Origin of the sequence: Pseudobutyrivibrio xylanivorans, from assembly GCF_008935055.1 — a bacterium.
Classification (GTDB): domain Bacteria; phylum Bacillota; class Clostridia; order Lachnospirales; family Lachnospiraceae; genus Pseudobutyrivibrio; species Pseudobutyrivibrio xylanivorans_A.
Genome location: NZ_CP043028.1, coordinates 375,045 through 394,666 on the forward strand (window position 1 = coordinate 375,045; position 19,622 = coordinate 394,666).

A 19,622-nucleotide genomic window follows, 5' to 3' on the forward strand; every position below is an offset into this window, starting at 1 on the left:
CAAGCTATTTATAGTTTGCTAAGAACTGTTTTGTTCTCTCATTTGTTGGGTTATCAATCACCTGTGATGGTGCCCCCTGTTCAGCGATAACGCCGTCGTCCATGAAAATAATTTCGTCGCTGACATCATGAGCAAAACCTATTTCATGGGTAACAATAATCATTGTGGTATGCTGACTTGCAAGCTCCTTGATTACCTTTAGAACTTCTCCAGTAAGCTCTGGATCAAGTGCCGAGGTTGGCTCATCAAAGCAAAGGATATCTGGGTGAAGAGCCAGCGCCCTTGCTATGGCAACTCTCTGCTGCTGTCCACCAGAAAGCTGATGAGGATAGTTGTTCATTCTGTCCGACAATCCCATCTTTTTCAACAGAAGCTTTCCATTTTCTATAATCTCATCCACATTCTTTCCCTTGCTCTCAAGCTTCGGTGCAAGGATAACATTTTCAAGAGCTGTGTACTGAGGGAAAAGATTGAACTGCTGGAAAACCATTCCAAAATGAAGGCGCTTCTCTCTGATTTCATCCTCCTTATATGCTCCTGCTGTTGCATCAAAAAGCAGATTTCCATTTACTGAAATGGTACCCTCGTCAGGGGTCTCAAGGAAGTTAAGACAACGGAGTAGTGTTGTCTTGCCTGAGCCAGAGCTTCCTATAATAGAAATGGTTTGGCCCTTCTCCATAGAGAAGCTGATATCCTTTAAGATTTCTGTATTATCAAATTTCTTTTTTATGTTGTTTACTTCTAGAATTGACATTGAATACCTCCGCATGTTACGTTCACAAGTCTAGGTATCGCTTTCAGTCACTTTAAAATGTTCCTTACAGCAACACCTAGAGCTTGTCAGCTACATGCTCACTCATCACTTAAAATAATCTAATTTCTTCTCTATGTATCCGAAGAGCAATGTTAATAGTCCACTGAAAATCAGATAGTAAGCACCTGTATAGAACAGTGGCCAAATAATACCTGCACTCTTGATGAAGCGCTCGCCCTCCCAGATGATTTCGTAGAAGGCGATAACTCTGGCAAGGGAAGTATCCTTTACAAGTGTGATTACCTCGTTTGAAATTGGTGGGACAATTCTCTTCACTACCTGAAGCAGCACTATCTTGAAAAAGGTCTGGGTCTTGGTTAGGCCAAGGACAGCTGCTGCCTCATACTGTCCCTTTGGAATGGACTGAATGCCACCTCTGAAAATCTCGCTAAAATAGCAGGCATAATTAATCACAAAGGCAACCAGCGCCGCTGTAAATCGCCCTGTGTCTCCTGAGCCCCACACATTTACCCCAAAGAAAATTCCAGGGCCATAAAAAATAATAAGAAGCTGGAGCATCAGTGGTGTTCCACGTACAATCCAAATGATGAAACGGATTGGGCCTCGAACTATTATGTTTTTGTTCATTGAACCAAAGCTGATTACCAAGCCTAGTGGCAATGAAAAAAGTAATGTTAAAGAAAACAATTTGAGGGTTCCTAAGAAACCCTCAAATAGTGAAATCGTAACTGTTGAAAACATTTTCTACCATCCTACTGTGCTACTACAGCATCCTGTACACCGTACTGTGTAGCGATTTCTGTCATTGTGCCATTGTCATACAAAGCCTTGAGCTGCTCATTTATATAGTTAGCTAAATCTGAGTTCTTGCGGCAGCCGATTCCGTACTCCTCAGTGGTGAGCTCAACTGTGTGTGCAAGATTTGGATAGCTTGTTCCCTCGCCAATCATTGCACCTGCCATGAGAAGGTCGATGATGCAGGCATCCGATGTACCAGCGGCAACCTCCATGACCGCATCTGACTGTGACTTAACGGCTGTATAGGTGAGATTATTTTCCTCTGCAGCTGCTTCTCCAGCTGAGCCAGACTCTACTGCAAAGCTAAGGTCTGAAAGTGAATCCACATCCTTATACTTGTCAGCCACATCAGCATTTACAACTACCACCTGAGCATTGTTGCAATATGCCTTTGTGCACTCCATTGATCCTGTAACCTCAGGAGTGAGAGTCATTCCATTCCAAACCACATCGATTGATTTGTTCTGGAGCTCAAGGATCTTATTGTCCCAATCAATCTCTACAAATTCCACATCAACTTTCAGAGACTCAGCGACCTTGCGTGCCATATCGGCATCGAAGCCAATCCACTCTCCATTGTCGTCTTTATAATCCATTGGTGCGAAATCTGTGATGCCAACAATAAGCTTTCCCTTTTCCTGAACATAGGCTACATCGCTCTCCTTTGATGAACCACAGGCAACCATCGACATTGCCATTCCAACTGCTAAAAGCCCCGCTAAAATTCTCTTCTTCATTCTATACTCTCCTATTTGTTAACCTGTTGATAGTTATCACGCTTTATTTCTTTATCACTTTATCACACTAAATCATTTTTGTAAACCTAAATATAATTATTAGATAAAAATATGGACTTCCCTTTTAAAGGAAGTCCATTTATACGCGCTTTATTTTACTGACTCAAATTCTTCAATAATCTCTTTTTCAGGAGCTGGAGTCAAAAGACTAACAACCATACAGAGTACCAAACCTACAATAAATCCTGGAAGCAATTCGTAAATTCCGAAAATTCCTCCCATTGGCTTAATCAGGAATTTCCAAATGAAAATCATTATTCCACCGCCAAGCATGCCGCAGATTGCACCATATTTATTGGCTCTCTTCCAGAACAATGCAAGGAGCATGATTGGACCAAATGCTGCTCCGAAGCCTGCCCAGGCAAAGGAAACAATTCCGAATACCGAGCTATTTGGGTCACGGGCAATAACAATACCGATTGCAGAAATTACGATGAGGACAACTCTTGCAAGTACCATCTGCATGTGCTCTGAAAGCTGAATTCCAAGTGTCTCATGAATGATATTTTCAGAAACTGATGATGATGCAGCCAGCATCTGTGAATCGCAGGTTGACATTGTACAGGCAAGTATTCCTGCCAAAATTACGCCAGCCAAAAGTGCCTGAGGTATACCTGTCTCAGAAAGCTTCTGAGCAATTGCAATGATTCCACGCTCTGAATCTGCAAGCTCTCCGATTACGCCTGCATGCACCATTGTGCGGGTCATGACACCAATGAAGATTGCAACACCCATTGCTATGAAAACCCAAACTGTTGAAATTCGACGGCTAAGCTTAATCTTCTCTGGATCCTCGATTGCCATGAATCTAAGCAAAATGTGAGGCATACCAAAATATCCAAGTCCCCATGCCATTGTGGAAACGATTGTAATCAATCCACCATAGGAAACATAGCTTCCCGATTCAAAATCATGCATGCCAAGGAGACTGATATAGCCATCCAAAGAATTGCTGTAAAGGCTTACTGTTTCAACTCCGCCTACAGTGTGAAGACCAAAGCCAACAACTGCAACAAGAGCTATTGTCATGATAATTGACTGAACGAAATCTGTTGTTGATGCAGCCAGGAAACCACCAGTAGCTGTGTATCCGACGATTACTGCTGCGGATGCAAGCATTGCGATAGTGTAGTCCAAGCCAAACAGTGATGAGAAGAGCTTTCCACAGGCAGCAAATCCTGAGCCAACATATGGAATGAAAAATACTACAATGATTACAGAAGAAATCAACATCAACGCATGGCTCTTATCTCTGAAGCGATGCTCGAAGAAATCTGGTACCGTAACTGATTTGTTCAGCTCAGAATACTTTCTAAGCTTCTTTGCCACCAAAAGCCAGTTCAAATAGGTTCCTATACCAAGGCCAAGTGCTGTCCAAAATACATCGCATATACCAGTCATATATGCCACACCTGGAAGTCCCATCAAAAGCCATGAAGACATATCGGATGCCTCAGCACTCATGGCTGTTACAAAAGGTCCCAGCTTTCGTCCACCCAGATAATAATCATCTACGGTGTTGTTTTCCTTTGCGAATGACACTCCCATTATCAGAAGCGCTGCAAGATAAACCAGGATTGCAATTACGATGCATAAAGTGTTCATGTTCTCCCTCCTGAATTCTATACATTGTTTAATTGACGTTACTTTTACTTTAATTCTTTATCACTTTAACATACTAAATCATTTTTGTAAATATTTTGCTAACCATCATAAATTGTTTTTCAGATAGATAATACTGATTCAGTTTCCTCTTACCATCTATCTTCTAAAATTTATCAATAACACTATAAAACTCTACAGAATCATATTTACCGCCAAGGCTTTCAAATTCATTCTTCTGTAGCTCATCAATCCTTTTTTCAATCTCAGACTGGCTGAGGGACTTATCACCAGCTGAGTAGCTAACGGAGCCCTTAGCATTGGCAAGTGCCTCCTCTGTGGTCTCGTCCTCATCAGGATAACCATTGCCATTCAGGTCGTCATAGTTATCCGTAGCGCAATAGTAATCCATCTGGATTTTGTCATCGTGGATAGACAAAAAGTTCAGGTTGCCAACATAGCCAGCATAATCAGAATTATAGTATCTTATACAGTTCTTGCGTGGCGCATACTCATATTCCCCAATGCCGCCTGCACCGTCTGCAGTGTAATCAAATATTCCAATGGCGTCTATGGTAACAAAGTCTCCAGCCATATTGTCGTTGTCCCAGTACCAGGTTCCAAGCCAGTCCACACGCTTGCCATCTGCGGTAATGATGATGTGTGCCCCGTTTCCATCTCCAGCTGTTCCCTGATATGTGATTAAGCGTCCTGGAGTGTCATGGCCTGGCACATTGATATCAAAGGTCTGTGAAGGGTCATTACCCACTTCCCAAGCCCACACATTTGAAACCATTTTGTATACATCGCCATTTTTAATCAGTGTCACTTCAATGTCTGGGTATTCCCAGTTGTTTGGCTCATCCACATAGGAATCGTTTGAAAGCTGAAGTACATACGTATCATCAAGCTTTTTGCCACTCTTGCAGGTAAAGGACATCCAGTTTGTATCTCCGTGTAAAGAATAAAATGAATCGTACTCTTCAAGATAATCTGCATAAATTGTATTCTTTACATCCTCATAATCAGCTCCGGCATGTTCCTCAACAAATTTCTTTACATCTGCTGCTCTAAGGACAACTAGGTCTCCAAATTCCTCTCCGTCTCCAATACCCATCGCCTTGTAGCAGGCTTCCCTTTCTTCCTCAGTAACGTCTGTCGCCTCTATGCCTGCTCCGTTATAGAACACCTCCCCCCACTCAATTTCATCCACACTATTAAAAGGCCTTACCAGAAATCCATCGTATTCTGAGGTATCAAATAATTCAGTGAAGGCGTCCAGTTCCTCCTGTGTCAAATCTGCTGCATCCTCTGACTCCTCGACGGTGGCTGTTAATGCTTCACCACTGATTTCTTCAGCTGCCTCATCTTTGCTGCCGCAGGCTACCAATGCTCCAACCATAAAAAGTGAAAGCATTGTCAAAAATCTTTTTCTCATATCATACTCCTTCGCATTATCAATCACATTTTGCTGATAGTCTCTGAAAGTACCCTTGAATTTCATTTCTTTCAGTTTCATCATTTTCTAACTCAAAAAAGGCTAGCAAAACCGCTAGCCTTCCATAAATGTCAAATTATTAATCTTCCTTAGGCATTACGATTGCGATGTGTACATCGTCAAGCTGCTTCTGCTCTACTGTTGCAGGAGCATCCATCATAATATCCTGTGCGTTCTTGTTCATTGGGAAAGGAATAACCTCACGGATTGCTTCCTCGCCAGCGATAAGCATAACCATACGGTCAACACCAGGGGCGATACCGCCGTGTGGTGGTGCACCATAAGTAAATGCGTTGTACATAGCTGGGAACTTAGCCTTAACATCATCCTCACCAAGACCAACAAGCTTGAATGCCTCAATCATGATTTCAGGATCGTGGTTTCTGATAGCACCAGATGAAAGCTCTACACCGTTACATACTAAGTCGTACTGGTATGCAAGGATATCAAGCGGCTCCTGATTCTTAAGAGCATCCATACCGCCCTGTGGCATAGAGAATGGGTTGTGGCAGAACTCAAGCTCGCCTGACTCCTCGCCGATTTCGTACATTGGAAAATCAACGATCCAGCAGAACTCGTATGTGTCCTTCTTCATGTGTCCCTCTGCTGCTGCACCGAGAAGCTTACGGAATACACCAGCTGTCTTCTGAGCAACAAGAAGTGGACCTGCAGCAAGACCAACGAAATCGCCTGGCTTAAGACCAAGTGCATCGATGACTGCCTGCTTACGCTCCTGAAGGAACTTAGCAATACCACCAACGATTTCGCCATTCTCATCAAGCTTGAACCAATATGTCTTCTGAGCTGTAGCAACCTCTACCTCAGCGATCATAGCATCAATCTGCTTACGTGTAGCATTGAGGCCATCAACAACAATAGCCTTTACAACATTGCCCTCGAATGGACCGAATCCACAATCAGCCATAACTTCTGTAGCGTCCTGAAGAACAAGGTCGATACGAAGATCTGGCTTGTCTGAACCGTACTTGTCCATTGCCTCAAGATATGGAATGCGTACAAATGGAGCTGTTGAAGCTGAATTGTAAACGCCATACTTTGCAAAGATTGGTGGAAGTACATCCTCGATAACTGCGAAGACATCTTCCTGAGATGCGAATGCCATCTCCATATCAAGCTGATAGAACTCTCCTGGAGAACGGTCTGCACGAGCATCCTCATCACGGAAACATGGAGCAATCTGGAAATATCTGTCGAAACCAGATGCCATGAGAATCTGCTTGAACTGCTGTGGCGCCTGTGGAAGTGCATAGAACTTGCCTGGGTGATTACGAGCTGGTACAAGGTAATCACGTGCTCCCTCAGGTGATGAGCATGTAAGGATTGGAGTAGTAATCTCCATGAAATCGTGAGCGATCATAGAAGCACGAAGCTCTGCTACGATTTTGCTACGAAGGATAATCTTGCTCTTAACCTCTGGGTTACGAAGATCAAGATAACGATATTTAAGACGAGTGTTCTCATCTGCTTCCTTTGAACGATTAATCTCGAATGGAAGCTCGTTGTGAGTACACTTTCCAAGGATTTCAATCTTTGTAGGAACGACCTCAATCTCACCAGTAGGAAGCTCTGGATTCTTTGAAGAACGCTCGCGAACCTCACCAGTAACAGAGATTGTAGATTCCTTATTAACAGAATCGATAACAGCCATCATCTCTTCTGTCTCAACAACTATCTGTGTAGTGCCATAGAAATCACGAAGGATAACGAAACCGAGATTCTTTGACACCTTTCTAATGTTTTCGAACCAACCAACTAATGTAACCTGCTTGCCAGCATCTGAAAGGCGAAGCTCATTACAGTTGTGTGTACGTGACTGAGTCATGATATTTCTCCTATTCTAATCAAAACGTAAGGGCTGCCCAGCTCACGCTAAACAGCCCTTTTATAATACATCAGAATATCTATAAATTCAACTATACCATGTGTTCAAACTAATGTAATAAACTTTTCACAATTCTTTGTTAGAATGACCCTGTAAGGTTCTTCATGCACTATTAAGAGGTACGCTTATGGAAATGGTAAAACTTCGTTGCCCAATGTGTCGCAGATTTTTTGAAATTTCAACTTCAGAGCTTGAGAAAAAATACAAATTTGGCTTCGTGCCACTTTTCTGCAACTATAAATGTGAGTTACGTTTTTCAGTAAGAAAATAACTATAAAAGGAGGACAGCTATGAAATTTTATGTATGTACGTTGTGTGGCAACTTTGTTGGCATGATCAAGGAGTCCGGTGCTCCTATGACCTGCTGTGGCCAGAAGATGAAGGAGCTTGTTCCTGGAACTTCTGATGGTGCTGTTGAAAAGCATGTACCAGTTTACACAGTAGACGGCAACAAGGTTACAGTTACTGTAGGTTCTGTTGAGCATCCAATGGCTCCAGAGCACTACATCGAGTGGATTGCACTTGAGACTGCAAAGGGGGCACAGAGAAAGGTGCTTAACCCTGGTGACAAGCCTTCTGTAGAGTTTATGCTCACAGAGGATGACTCAGTAGTTGCTGTATATGCATATTGCAATTTACATGGACTTTGGAAGTCAGAATAAATAAGAACAATACAAAACCCCTGGTCACGGCTACAAGCTAATATAGTCCGGTGGTTACGGCTTCAAGCCTGAGAGTCTCTCAGTTTGACTACATGTCTCACTTGAGAGACCTCAGAGCTTGATGCCTACCACCTCATCTAATGCTTGATACCTACCAGGGGTTCTTTTTTATTCTACATATTATCTTCGTCCTCGTACAACGCGTAGCTGATGTCGTCCAGCTCAGCGTGGAAGAATTCCGGCCAACTGTACTGATTCATGTAGTCGCCAAGATACTGATACTTGGACTCCTTCTTCTTTTCCAGCCAGTCAAACAAATCGCACTCGATTTTGTCCTTGGCAATTGCCATGCTGCCTCGCTGCTTGATAATGATTCCATCCAGCTTCAGCTTCTTGAAGGTATTTTGCAAATCCTGTCGAAGATTGCAGAGATAAGAAAGCTTCTTCTCTGGGTCGCCATCATCCTCCCAAAGGGATGCAATCAGCTCGCCGTTTGAGGTCTGGGCGCCTCTATTATTAATGAGTACAGCAACAATTTCCTTTGTGCGATTGTACTTGAAAATCACTGGTTCCCCATCCACAAACAATTCGAAATTTCCAAATGTCTGAGCGAATACCCTCTTGTACTTCTTGCGAATCTCAGGATATCTCAGGGATTCAAGTTCCTTTTTCACCCTGTCCTTGGCCTCTGGCTTATAAATGTATCCGCTGGCATGAAGCTGCATAGCCTCGAAAGCATACTCCTTGTGCTCCGTCAGATAGATAATATTGATAAATGGATTCAGCTCCACCAAATATTTCCCCAAATCAATTCCGGAAAGCTCCGGCATGTTCACATCCAAAAAAGCCACGTCGATTTCCTCTTCGCGGGCTTTCGCCAATGCAGAAAGTGCGCTATCGAAAGAATAGCACACTGAATCAGGCTTTATCTTTTTGATAAGGCCTGTAACCGTTTTTAGGGAAGCGCTGTCATCATCAACTGCTAAAATAGTCATTCTGCCCCTCCCTATTATATTGTTACTGATTTAATCTTCTGGTTCTTGCGCTGCTCAGCGGTCATGTGCAAAGGATCTGCCTCGCCCACCACAAGAGTATCGCCATCATTGATTGCCGCCTCGTGCAGTGGGCCTGAATTCATGTCCGCAATTACAAGAGCAGCAAATCTATCATAATTATCAAAATCGATTACTGGAAAATGATATTTCATTCGATACCAGTGATTAGGATCGTAGCCCATGCTGCCGATGTAAAGGCGGTCTGCTGTTTCTGCCACCTCATCCACACCAGCTGGTGCACCTGGCTCAAGATCAAATTCCTCACAAAACAGAACCGCATAGGCCTTCAGAACTCTGTCTCGAACTGTTTCATCTGTGCCATTTAAATTCTTGCGTCCTGTAGCAGAATTCATTACCTCATAGAAATAATCCTGGGCCTGCTCATCCTCGTCGAAATTCACTATCGCATCGAAAAATTGTCTTTCCTTAAATTTTTCCGAAGTTGTCCCCATATTCTCATCCTCACTTTGTGCCAGTTGATTTACTGAATTGTAAGGATGTCAGAAAAACCTGTAACCTCAAAAATCTCCATAACCTCTTCAGATACATGTAAAACAGTCATATTGCCCTGCTTATTCATGGTCTTCTGAGCTGCAAGGAGAACTCTGAGACCTGCACTTGAAATATACTCAAGCTTTTCCAAATCAAAAATAAGCTCCTTAACACCTGCGATAGAGCCATTGATTGCTTCCTCTAACTGTGGAGAAGTTGTTGTATCAAGTCTTCCCTCTAAATCAAAAGTTAAAACTCCTTCATTCTGTGTCTTAGCGATGTTTAACATAACCGTTCCCTCCTATTTCGTATCCATTATAATTGCCATTTCTATTTGATTCTTCTCTATTCCCACTATAACATTTTTAGCTAAACTGGCAACAATCGATTTTTCAAGCTCATCCCAGCAGGCTGTAGCATTTGGCTCGCCTTCTACATTCTTCAGCGACTCCTTATAATCATCCATGGTCCACATAAATCCTGAGAATGCCTGAGGATTTGTAGCAACGCCTGAGTCTATATAGCTTCCGTTAAATCCCATGTTGATTCCATAGCCATTGTACTTCTGCTGAAGCTTTGTTACGCCATCATAGCTTAAAAGACCAGTCTCTACGAAGTCGCGAATCTTTCCCATAAAGCCTACCGCTAATGCATTCTCACCTGTTGTGGACACAGACATTAAATCCGTCTTCTTATCGATATCCATCTGAGTCTTTCCAACAAGTCTGAGCCAACACTCTCCCTGGTATTTCTCCGCCCATACGATAGCTGTAAAATTGCTGGTGATTGCCTTAACCATTCCGATTGTCTCTTCAAAAAGAAGCTTCATATGCAAAGCATCCTTCTTATCCAATGACAACGCATCTATACTTTTATCAACCGAGGCATAAACCTCACCCAATCTCTCCTTATCGTTGCTGACGAAAATCTGCTCGGTAGACAATTCTGCTATCTGATTGTTGTTTTTGATTATTGTGTCCATTTTTTGACCTCCCCTTCACTATTATTTTTAATGTCAAATTCTGATAGTAATTTAACATAGAGAATATCACACTAATATCACAGTATTGTCTATTATCTATGCTACCATTTTTCGCCCTTTAAAAGGCGGCGTTCATAAAAAATTCACTTCTTGTTCGATTATTTCTTTGGATTTTTTACTGGGACCGAAAAAAGCCATAGTTCCTATCATTACGATAGGCACTATGGCTCGCTTAAAATCTGTATTTACTTTTGATTTCTATAGAATATCATCTACATCGCCAGTCTGGTGATTCTGATATCCTCTTTCACCTTGCCTGTGGCATGAAGTCCGGCTTCCAACAATTTCTGAAGCTCAGTTCTCTCAATAACCATCTTGGTATCGTCGTCAAGCGTGATGACGATTTTGGTCTCACACTCGCTACAGCTGCCCATGCAATTACTATCGCAGTCATCATCAGGGCAACGATGATCGCAGGTGCTACAGTCAACCTGATACATATTCTTTCGACTGATAACACCAATCTCCTCGAGAGTGTTCACCATTCGATAAACAGTGGCGCTACCGATATTCTTGTCGATTTTTACCGCCTCGCGGTAGATTTCCTTAACACATGATGGGTCGCTGTTTAAAATTATGTCCAACACGGTGAGGCGCTGCTTAGTAATGCGGCAGCCAGCGTCCCTTAACTGCTGCACAATCGCCTCCCTTTGCTCGTCGCTATTTGCTACTATATCCATTATTTTAAAATCTTATCCTTTGCGTAATCTCTAACTGCTTTAAAGCTTTCCTTGCTGATAACATGCTCGATACGACAAGCATCCTCCGCTGCGATTTCTTCCTCCACACCAAGCTTCATAAGAATCTCTGTAATGAGCTCGTGGCGCTCGTAAATCATCTCTGCAATATTCTTACCTTCATCAGTAAGATAAATATATCCTGCATCTGTCACAGTGATGTGATTCTTCTCGCGAAGATTCTTCATAGCGATGCTGACAGATGATTTCTTGAAATTTAATTCATTTGCAATATCAACAGCGCGAACAACAGGAAGCTTTTTACTTAATAAAAGAATTGTCTCTAAATAGTTTTCCGCTGATTCGTTTATAAATGTTCTCAATGTCTCGCCCTCCTGATAATTAGTTTATTCTAACCCTCCGAATTAATCAAGTAAATTAATATTAATCAAATCTTAAACTTTTCTTAAATCCCCTCCCAAATTATTGACCTTCGTGTCAGCAAAGTTTATCCTCTGTTACATCAAAGCAATTCGGAGGAAGGCCATGAACAATTTCAGATATAAGATGGCACAATTTTTTGTAGGACGTACAGGCGTGGACGCGTTAGGCCGCACAGTTACCTGGGCCGCGTTAATCCTCATGTTACTGACTATGATAACCCATTCAAACATCATATATCTGCTTGCCATGGCATGCCTGGGATACAGCTTTTGGAGGATGCTTTCCAAGAACTATCAGAAGAGATACAACGAAAATCAGTTGTTCCTTCAAAAGACAGTTCGCATCAGAGGCTTCTTCTCAAGACTCATTCCCAATATAAGAAATCGCTTTGACGGACTCAAAAGAGATTACCAGCAAAGAAAAGTATATGCTATTTTCAAATGTCCTACTTGTAAACAGAAATTAAGAGCCCCAAAGGGACGTGGCAAAATAGAAGTTACATGCAGTAAATGTCACACTGTTTTTATAAAGAAGGTATAAGCATTGTTTGGATACGTAAATACGAATCGCAGTCAATTATCAGATGAAGATAAAAAGAAATATCAAAGCTTTTATTGTGGCCTTTGCCGCCAGCTCGGCAAAGAAGCCGGCTTTAAAGGGCAGATGCTTCTAAATTATGATTTGTGTTTTCTGGCAATACTACTTCAGAGTCTTTATGAGCCTGATATTGAAACAGAGGAATTTCGATGTGTTATTCATCCTCTCAAAGCAAAGTCAGGCTACACCAGTGAGGCAATTTCCTACGCGACAGACATGGACATCATCCTTTCCTATCACAGTCTGATGGACAATTACAGGGATGATAATTCCAAACTTTCAGGCCTTGCGGCATCCTCCATCAAAAAGGACTATGACCGCATTAAGGATAAATATCCTAGGCAGACCTTAGCAGTTGAAACTTATATAAACAAGCTCTCAGCCGCTGAACATTCAAGAGAGACCGACATTGACAAGGTTTCCAGCCTGACTGGTGAAATGCTTGGTGAGCTTTTCAACTGGAAACAGGACAGCTGGGGTGAAACACTCCATTGCATGGGTTATTACATGGGCAAATTCATTTACATTATTGATGCCTATGATGACATAAAAAAGGATGAAAAGCGTGGCAGCTACAATCCTCTGCTTTTCATGAAGAATGAATCGCCAAAGGAATTTGAGACCTTCGTCAGAATCAACCTGACCTCTCTCATGGCACAATGTGCCAAGTCCTTTGAACGACTACCAATAGTTGAAAACGTTGATATTCTTCGAAATATTATTTACTCCGGTGTTTGGACCCGCTATGAATATCTTCAGCTAAAAGGAAAGAAGAAAGAATCCACACAAAAGGAAACAAGCAATGACAGATCCTTATAAAATACTGGGCGTTACCAGAGACGCTTCTGATGACGAAGTAAAAAAAGCCTACAGAGCTCTCAGCAGAAAGTATCACCCAGATGCCAATATAAACAATCCTAACAAGGCCCAGGCCGAGGAAGTTTTCAAGCAGGTACAGGCTGCCTACAACCAGATTATGGACGAGCGCCAGAATCCTGGCTCCTTCTACGGCTATTCTAATAATGGATACCAGGGCCAGAACTCAAGCGGATATCAGAGAACTTATTACAATGGCTACAACCAAAACGCAGGCAACAGACAGCAACAGGATTTCGATTTCTCTGACTTTTCCGATTGGTACGTTTATCGCGGCCGTTCCTATGGCTACAACAGGCCATACTCAGGATTTGGTCGTTGGTGCGCAAGCATGATTATCCTTAATCTGCTTTGCAACATCTGTTGCTTTATTTAGTTTATATCTAGGTCATTCGGACCATTCATATATTTTCTCCCTATATCTGCATGTTCGAAGTGAATGTGCGCAAAAGAACCCTCAGGCTTCAGCCACCTGAGGGTTTCTTTTCGCCCAAAACACCGGCGGCTCCCACCGGTATGTGGGGGCCGCTATTTGTTTGCTCTTTAAGGCTTAGCTGAACCTGCCCATCACAGCCTGGGTGCCCGCCTGCCCCGCGCCGCATTAGGGCCCGGTCCATTCTCTTTGCACAGTCGCAAAATTGTGATTCTCTAAAGCTACGTTTCGCTTTCTTTATTTGTGGGTGTCCGTTTCATTCTTTGCACTTCTAACGCCACAGTATACACAACACAGACACTAATAATACTTGAATTAAGCTTCTATGCAACAAACTTAGGAGTAATTGCGTGATTTTGAAATGAGCTTAGTGGGAAAGAAATGTTGTTTTGATAGATATAGGCACGACGAGCCACGGATGGCGAGGAGAACGAGCGGCTGAACATGGACGTGAATCCCGAGTGGTGCCTATATCTACAAAACACATTTCGTTTTCCCACTTAGCAAATGGAGTATGAACGAAATTATCCTAAGCTTTGTGCAGAGAAGCTTATATAAACTACAAAGTGTCTGTGTAGTGTAATACAGTGGCTTTGAAGTGCAAAATCAATAAAAGGACACCCACAGAAAGCTCAACCTGTAGCTTAAGAGAATCTACAATTTTGCTCCAATGATGCAAGTGAGAATGGACCGGGCCCTAATGCGGCGCGGGGCAGGCGGGTGCCTTGGCTGGGAGGGGGCAAGTTCTTGATTGATTAGAAAAGAGCAAACAAATAGCGGCCCCTTGTGATGTACAAAGAGCCGCCGGTGTTTTAGTTCTGGCCGTAGTAGGCGTTGGCGCCGTGTTTACGGTTGAAGTGCTTGTCGCGGATACAGTCTGGAGCTGGCTGAACCTGAGGGTTAACCTGCTCGGTGAAGAGTGCCATCTTGGCTACCTCTTCAAGAACTACTGCGTTGTATACTGCCTGGTCTGCATCCTTGCCCCAGGTGAATGGGCCATGATTCTTGCAGATAACGCCTGGCACGTATTTTGTGTTGATGCCTCTATCTTCGAAGGTTTCGATGATAACCTTGCCTGTGTTTACCTCGTAGGCTTCGTCGATTTCCTTTTCGGTGAGGTTTCTTGTGCATGGAATTGTACCGCAGAAATAATCTGCATGTGTGGTTCCATATAGTGGAATGTCACGACCTGCCTGTGCCCATGCTACCGCATAGGTTGAGTGGGTGTGCACAACTCCACCGATGTTCTCATATTTCTTGTAAAGCTCGCAGTGTGTAGCTGTGTCTGAGCTTGGTCGATACTTGCCTTCTACAACTTCGCCGTCAAGATTTACAAGTACCATATCCTCTGGCTTCAAATCCTCGTACTCAACGCCTGATGGCTTGATTGCAAAGATTCCTGAAGCTCTGTCGATACCTGAGACATTACCCCAAGTGTATGTAACGAGGCCACGACGTGGCAATTCCATGTTTGCCTCGTATACCTGTTTCTTTAACTCTTCTAACATTTCGTATTCTCCTAGTCCGCCCGTTACGCCTACAAGCCTTGGCATGCTCCGCTCGACTACATGTCTCGCTAAAGCAATACCAAGGGCTTGTCTGCTACGGGCTACTCTGTATAAGAACTCGTAGTTAACTAGCTCTGAGTGTTGCTCAGGGAGCCAATCTCGCGACCGAGCAATACTCAGGCTTGTAAACGTAACGAGTTCGAGTTAACGCCAGCTCTCTACAGCAGCAGCCTCAGCCTTGAGTCCTTTGCGATACTCTGCAATCCACTCGTCGTAGCCCTTAACCATCTCTGGATCTGGCTCCATTGTAGTTGACTCCTGTCCTGCAAATACCTTCTCATCAAGGTAGCTCTGAAGCTTCTGTGACTTGTCGTCGCGGATGCAGAAGTTTGCAAGTACAGCCATACCCCATGCACCGCCTTCACCAGCTGTAGCCATTACAGTGATAGGTGCGTTGAGAGCTGCTGCAAGTACAGACTGTCCAACCCCCTTTGTCTTGAAGAAACCGCCGTGTCCTGTGATAGACTTGATTGGCACATGCTCCTCCTTGAGAAGAATGTCGTTTCCAATCTTGAGAACGCCAAGTGCACCATAAAGATTTGAGCGCATAAAGTTTGCAAGTGTGAACTTAGCATCTGGCTGACGAACGACCATAGGACGTCCTTCATTTACGCCAACAACTGGCTCTCCGCCAAAGTAGTTGTATGAAAGAACACCACCGCAATTTGCATCTTCTGTAAGAGCCTTGCGATAAAGAGTTCCATAAATATCATTCATTGAAATGTCCATGCCGAAGGCTTCTGCAAACTCCTTGAAGATGCCAACCCATGAATTCAAATCAGATGTACAGTTGTTGCAGTGAACCATAGCAACAGCCTCGCCTGTAGGTGTTGTAACCATATCGATTTCCTCGTATGGCTTTGAAAGTGGCTTGTCTACAACAACCATTGAAAATACAGATGTACCAGCTGAAACATTTCCTGTGCCAACTGAAACTGCATTTGTAGCAACCATGCCAGTTCCTGCATCACCTTCTGGTGGAGCAAGTGGGCAACCTGGCTCAAGCTCTCCTGTTGAATCAAGGAGCTTAGCTCCCTCTGCTGTAAGAGTTCCAGCATCATCGCCAGCCACGAGAACCTCAGGCATTAAATCCTCTACCTTTGTAGTGATGCCATGAGCACTAGCGAGTTTGTTGAACTTCTCGAGCATTGCCTTGTCGTACTGGCAAGTCTTTGAATCGATTGGGAACATACCAGATGCTTCGCCAACGCCTGCCACCTTCTTGCCTGTCATCTTATAGTGAACATAGCAAGCAAGTGTCATAAAGTATGCCACGTTCTTTACGTGTGGCTCCTTGTTGAGGATGCACTGATAATAGTGTGAAATGCTCCAGCGCTGAGGCATGTTGAAGTTGAGCTCCTTAGAAAGCTCTGCTGCTGCCTCACCTGTGATTGTGTTTCTCCAAGTTCTGAATGGAACTAAAAGATTGTCGTCCTTGTCGAATGCAAGATAACCGTGCATCATTGCAGAGAATCCGATTGCACCAAGCTTTGTAAGCTTAACATCATACTTGTTGTACACATCAAGCTTAAGCTTTGCATAACAATCCTGAACGCCTGCCCATACCTCCTCCAGAGGATATGTCCAGATTCCATTGTCCAGGTGATTCTCCCATTCATGATCACCCTGAGCGAGAACCTTGTTCTCCTCATCAACTAAAACCGCCTTGATGCGTGTCGAACCGAACTCGATTCCAAGCGCGGTGGTCTTTCCCTCCGCGATAACTTCGTTAATATTCATACGTAAATTCCCCCGTAGTGTTAAAGTAGCCTGTAGGCATCAAGCTCTGAGGTCTCTGAATGAGGCATGTAGCCGAAATATGATCCCAAAAGGATGATTGCTTTAGCAATCAACTTTTGTGGTCTAGTAAGCTTTAGCTTACATTTAGAAAGAGACTCTCAGGCTTGTAGCCGTAACAGGCGAGATATTACTCTCCGAATACTGCAATGTAGTCCTTCTGGAACTTCTCGATACCTGCAGTAGTAAGAGGATGATTAATCATTGTCTCGATAACTGAGTATGGAACTGTTGCGATGTGAGCACCAGCAAGTGCACAGTCTGTAACGTGGATTGGGTTACGAACTGATGCAGCAATAATCTCTGTCTCGTATCCATAGATGTCGAAGATTTCTGCGATATCACGGATAAGATCAATACCTGCCATGTTGATATCATCAAGTCTTCCAAGGAATGGTGAAACATATGTTGCGCCAGCATTTGCAGCAAGAATAGCCTGGTTTGCTGAGAAGATAAGTGTAACATTTGTCTTGATGCCCTCTGATGAAAGAACCTTTACAGCCTTAAGACCTTCTGCTGTCATAGGAATCTTAACAACCATGTTTGGATGCATAGCAGCAATCTCACGGCCTTCCTTAATCATGCCTTCAGCGTCAACTGTTGTAGCCTTAACCTCACCTGAGATTGGTCCATCTACGATTGAAGCGATTTCCTTAAGGATGTCTTCCTGTGAACGGCCACCCTCTTTAGCGATAAGTGAAGGGTTTGTTGTAACTCCACAGATTACTCCAAGATCATTTGCCTTCTTAATGTCCTCAATTTTTCCAGTGTCTACAAATAACTTCATTTTCTTTTCTCCTTTTCTAACCCGCACAGTTTCTGGTTCTCTATGCCCCTCGGTGTAATACTAGCTATTGTGATATCGTTTTCACTATATTCATCCCAATAGCAAGTATTACATCCTCAGGGTAATCACAGTCTGTGCTCTTTTAAAAAATCTATTATAAATACAATAGTAATTGTAGTATTACACTATTGTATCCACAATCAAAAATCTTACGATTTAATAGCAGATATTTTACATAAACTCAGTTATGTGAAATTTAACGGTAGACCAAATTGCCAAGTGCAAGGTCGCGCTTGAAATCGCGAATCTTGGTATCTGCATCAATATAAACTGCCTCGATACCCATTGCTGCTGCCCAGTCACCCATCTGCTCTGCTGTAAGATCGTAGGTGAATGCAGTATGATGTGCACCGCCTGCGAGAAGCCATGCCTCTGTGCCTGTGTAGAAGTTAGGCTGTGGCTCCCAGAAGTTGATAGCTGTTGGAAGCTTTGGAAGAGGCTTCTCAACCTTCTTGCAATCAACATCCTGAATGATGAGACGGAAGCGATTTCCTAAATCGATAAGTGAGGTTGCAATACCCTTTCCTGTCTTTGACTGGAATACTAGGCGGGCTGGGTCCTCACGATTGCCCATTGAAAGAGGCTGCACCTTAATCTGAATTGGGCCATCAGAAATGGTTGGACAAATCTCAAGCATGTGAGCCTGGATGATTCCTTCCTTGCCCTTAACCAGGTTGTAGGTGTAATCCTCAAGCATTGAAGTACCCTTAGCATCCTTCATGCCTGTTGTCATTATCTTCATGAGGCGGACCATAGCTGCAACCTTCCAGTCACCCTCTGCGCCAAAGCCGTAGCCCTTTTCCATAAGGCGCTGGATAGCAAGACCTGGGAGCTGCTGCAATCCACCAAGATCACCAAAGTGAGTTACGATTGCCTGATAGTTTTTCTCCTCAAGGAATCTCTCGAAACCAAGCTCAATCTTTGCCTGAACAGCTACGTGCTTCTTGAACTCCTCTGGGTCTCTGCCCTCAAGGCAAATATCGTATTTACCATAATATTCATCTACAAGTGCATTTACATCTGACTGAGAAACTGCATCAACTGCCTCAGCGATTTCATTTACTGGGTAAGCATCAACCTCCCAGCCAAACTTAAGCTGTGCCTCTACCTTGTCGCCCTCTGTAACGGCAACGTTGCGCATGTTGTCAGCTACTCTCATAACGCGGATGTGGCTAGACTCTACAATACCGATTGCTGTGCGCATCCAAGATGCAAGCTTGTCCTGAACCTCACTGTCCTGCCAGTAGCCTACGATAATTTTTCTCTCGATTCCCATTCGTGAAAGGATATGAGCATACTCTCTATCGCCGTGAGCTGCCTGGTTTTCATTCATGAAATCCATATCCATTGTCTCGTAAGGAATCTCACGGTTGTACTGTGTGTGCATGTGGCAAAGTGGCTTTCTAAGCTCCTGATGTCCAAGGATCCATGACTTTGCTGGTGAGAAGGTGTGCATCCATGTGATAACACCTGCGCATGTTGGATCGTTGTTTGCCTCGTTGAAGGTACGGCGGATTACCTCGTTGGTAATCATTGTTGGCTTCCAAACAACCTCAAATGGAAGTCTGCCAGACTTGTTCAGGCACTCAACAATCTCCTTTGAGTGTGCGGCAACGTGTGACAAGCACTCATCACCATAAAGGTCCTGTGAACCAGTACAGAACCAAAACTTGTAGTTCATTTGTGTCTTCATAAAAAACCTCCCTTTTTATGTTTAATAAATCCCTTAATAAAAAAATACAACTTGTACAGTTCCCTG

Annotated in this window: 21 protein-coding genes; 5 read left to right on the forward strand and 16 right to left on the reverse strand. The window is 43.4% G+C overall.

The annotated features are described in order from the left end of the window. Nucleotides 1–4: 4 nt before the first annotated feature. The 6 genes from FXF36_RS01740 to aspS form a co-directional block, all read right to left on the reverse strand. Entirely contained in the window at nt 5–754 is a 750-nt protein-coding gene (locus tag FXF36_RS01740) for an amino acid ABC transporter ATP-binding protein (protein WP_151622172.1), read from the reverse strand. 105 nt (nt 755–859) lie between these two features. Next, nucleotides 860–1,516 carry an amino acid ABC transporter permease gene (locus FXF36_RS01745; RefSeq protein ID WP_151622173.1) on the reverse strand — a complete coding sequence of 219 codons (657 nt, stop codon included), beginning with the start codon at nt 1,514–1,516 and terminating at the stop codon, nt 860–862. Nucleotides 1,517–1,527: 11 nt separating this feature from the next. Beyond that, a complete protein-coding gene (locus FXF36_RS01750) occupies nt 1,528–2,310 on the reverse strand; it encodes a transporter substrate-binding domain-containing protein (protein WP_151622174.1) in 783 nt (260 codons plus the stop codon). 150 nt (nt 2,311–2,460) lie between these two features. Further along, nucleotides 2,461–3,975: a sodium/proline symporter gene (locus tag FXF36_RS01755; RefSeq protein ID WP_151622175.1), complete on the reverse strand. Its 1,515-nt coding sequence runs from the start codon at nt 3,973–3,975 to the stop codon at nt 2,461–2,463. 163 nt (nt 3,976–4,138) lie between these two features. Then, on the reverse strand, nt 4,139–5,494 hold the full coding sequence (locus FXF36_RS01760; RefSeq protein ID WP_151622176.1) for a hypothetical protein: 1,356 nt from the start codon (nt 5,492–5,494) through the stop codon (nt 4,139–4,141). Between the two features lie 55 nt (nt 5,495–5,549). Next, nucleotides 5,550–7,313 carry an aspartate--tRNA ligase gene (aspS, locus tag FXF36_RS01765; protein WP_151622177.1) on the reverse strand — a complete coding sequence of 588 codons (1,764 nt, stop codon included), beginning with the start codon at nt 7,311–7,313 and terminating at the stop codon, nt 5,550–5,552. A gap of 187 nt (nt 7,314–7,500) precedes the next feature. On the opposite strand from aspS, the gene FXF36_RS16195 reads away from it, so the two are divergent. Together FXF36_RS16195 and FXF36_RS01770 are read left to right on the forward strand one after the other, a co-directional pair. After that, nucleotides 7,501–7,644: a hypothetical protein gene (locus FXF36_RS16195; RefSeq protein WP_167511252.1), complete on the forward strand. Its 144-nt coding sequence runs from the start codon at nt 7,501–7,503 to the stop codon at nt 7,642–7,644. A gap of 19 nt (nt 7,645–7,663) precedes the next feature. Continuing rightward, nucleotides 7,664–8,035: a desulfoferrodoxin family protein gene (locus FXF36_RS01770; protein WP_151622178.1), complete on the forward strand. Its 372-nt coding sequence runs from the start codon at nt 7,664–7,666 to the stop codon at nt 8,033–8,035. A 173-nt stretch (nt 8,036–8,208) separates the two neighbouring features. Here FXF36_RS01770 and FXF36_RS01775 read toward each other — a convergent pair whose 3' ends face one another. The 6 genes from FXF36_RS01775 to FXF36_RS01800 form a co-directional block, all read right to left on the reverse strand. After that, complete coding sequence (locus FXF36_RS01775; RefSeq protein ID WP_151622179.1) at nt 8,209–9,030, reverse strand: response regulator; 822 nt, start codon at nt 9,028–9,030, stop codon at nt 8,209–8,211. A gap of 14 nt (nt 9,031–9,044) precedes the next feature. After that, complete coding sequence (locus tag FXF36_RS01780; protein WP_151622180.1) at nt 9,045–9,542, reverse strand: hypothetical protein; 498 nt, start codon at nt 9,540–9,542, stop codon at nt 9,045–9,047. 29 nt (nt 9,543–9,571) lie between these two features. Next, a complete protein-coding gene (locus FXF36_RS01785; RefSeq protein ID WP_151622181.1) occupies nt 9,572–9,871 on the reverse strand; it encodes an STAS domain-containing protein in 300 nt (99 codons plus the stop codon). A gap of 12 nt (nt 9,872–9,883) precedes the next feature. Then, nucleotides 9,884–10,564, reverse strand: a complete 681-nt coding sequence (locus tag FXF36_RS01790) for a hypothetical protein (RefSeq protein WP_151622182.1) — start codon at nt 10,562–10,564, stop codon at nt 9,884–9,886. A 272-nt stretch (nt 10,565–10,836) separates the two neighbouring features. Continuing rightward, nucleotides 10,837–11,262, reverse strand: coding sequence for a Fur family transcriptional regulator (locus FXF36_RS01795; protein WP_317617417.1), 426 nt, complete (start codon nt 11,260–11,262; stop codon nt 10,837–10,839). A gap of 41 nt (nt 11,263–11,303) precedes the next feature. Further along, on the reverse strand, nt 11,304–11,684 hold the full coding sequence (locus FXF36_RS01800; RefSeq protein ID WP_151622184.1) for a metal-dependent transcriptional regulator: 381 nt from the start codon (nt 11,682–11,684) through the stop codon (nt 11,304–11,306). A gap of 163 nt (nt 11,685–11,847) precedes the next feature. Between FXF36_RS01800 and FXF36_RS01805 the strand changes: the two genes are divergently transcribed. Genes FXF36_RS01805 through FXF36_RS01815 form a run of 3 tightly spaced genes read left to right on the forward strand, consistent with a single transcriptional unit; the run spans nt 11,848 to nt 13,594 of the window. Further along, nucleotides 11,848–12,285: a hypothetical protein gene (locus tag FXF36_RS01805; protein ID WP_243143559.1), complete on the forward strand. Its 438-nt coding sequence runs from the start codon at nt 11,848–11,850 to the stop codon at nt 12,283–12,285. A gap of 3 nt (nt 12,286–12,288) precedes the next feature. Further along, complete coding sequence (locus FXF36_RS01810) at nt 12,289–13,161, forward strand: DUF5685 family protein (RefSeq protein ID WP_151622185.1); 873 nt, start codon at nt 12,289–12,291, stop codon at nt 13,159–13,161. Continuing rightward, nucleotides 13,145–13,594 carry a J domain-containing protein gene (locus FXF36_RS01815; protein ID WP_151622186.1) on the forward strand — a complete coding sequence of 150 codons (450 nt, stop codon included), beginning with the start codon at nt 13,145–13,147 and terminating at the stop codon, nt 13,592–13,594. Before FXF36_RS01810 ends, FXF36_RS01815 begins: the two co-directional genes overlap by 17 nt. Nucleotides 13,595–14,463: 869 nt before the next feature. Here FXF36_RS01815 and FXF36_RS01820 read toward each other — a convergent pair. From FXF36_RS01820 to araA, 4 genes are all read right to left on the reverse strand, one after another. After that, entirely contained in the window at nt 14,464–15,159 is a 696-nt protein-coding gene (locus FXF36_RS01820; RefSeq protein WP_151622187.1) for an L-ribulose-5-phosphate 4-epimerase, read from the reverse strand. A 204-nt stretch (nt 15,160–15,363) separates the two neighbouring features. Then, nucleotides 15,364–16,959, reverse strand: coding sequence for a xylulokinase (locus FXF36_RS01825; RefSeq protein ID WP_151622188.1), 1,596 nt, complete (start codon nt 16,957–16,959; stop codon nt 15,364–15,366). 187 nt (nt 16,960–17,146) lie between these two features. Next, entirely contained in the window at nt 17,147–17,803 is a 657-nt protein-coding gene (gene fsa, locus FXF36_RS01830; protein ID WP_151622189.1) for a fructose-6-phosphate aldolase, read from the reverse strand. A gap of 256 nt (nt 17,804–18,059) precedes the next feature. Next, nucleotides 18,060–19,556 (reverse strand): L-arabinose isomerase, encoded by a 1,497-nt coding sequence (araA, locus tag FXF36_RS01835; RefSeq protein ID WP_151622190.1) that lies wholly within the window; start codon nt 19,554–19,556, stop codon nt 18,060–18,062. Nucleotides 19,557–19,622: the final 66 nt, after the last annotated feature.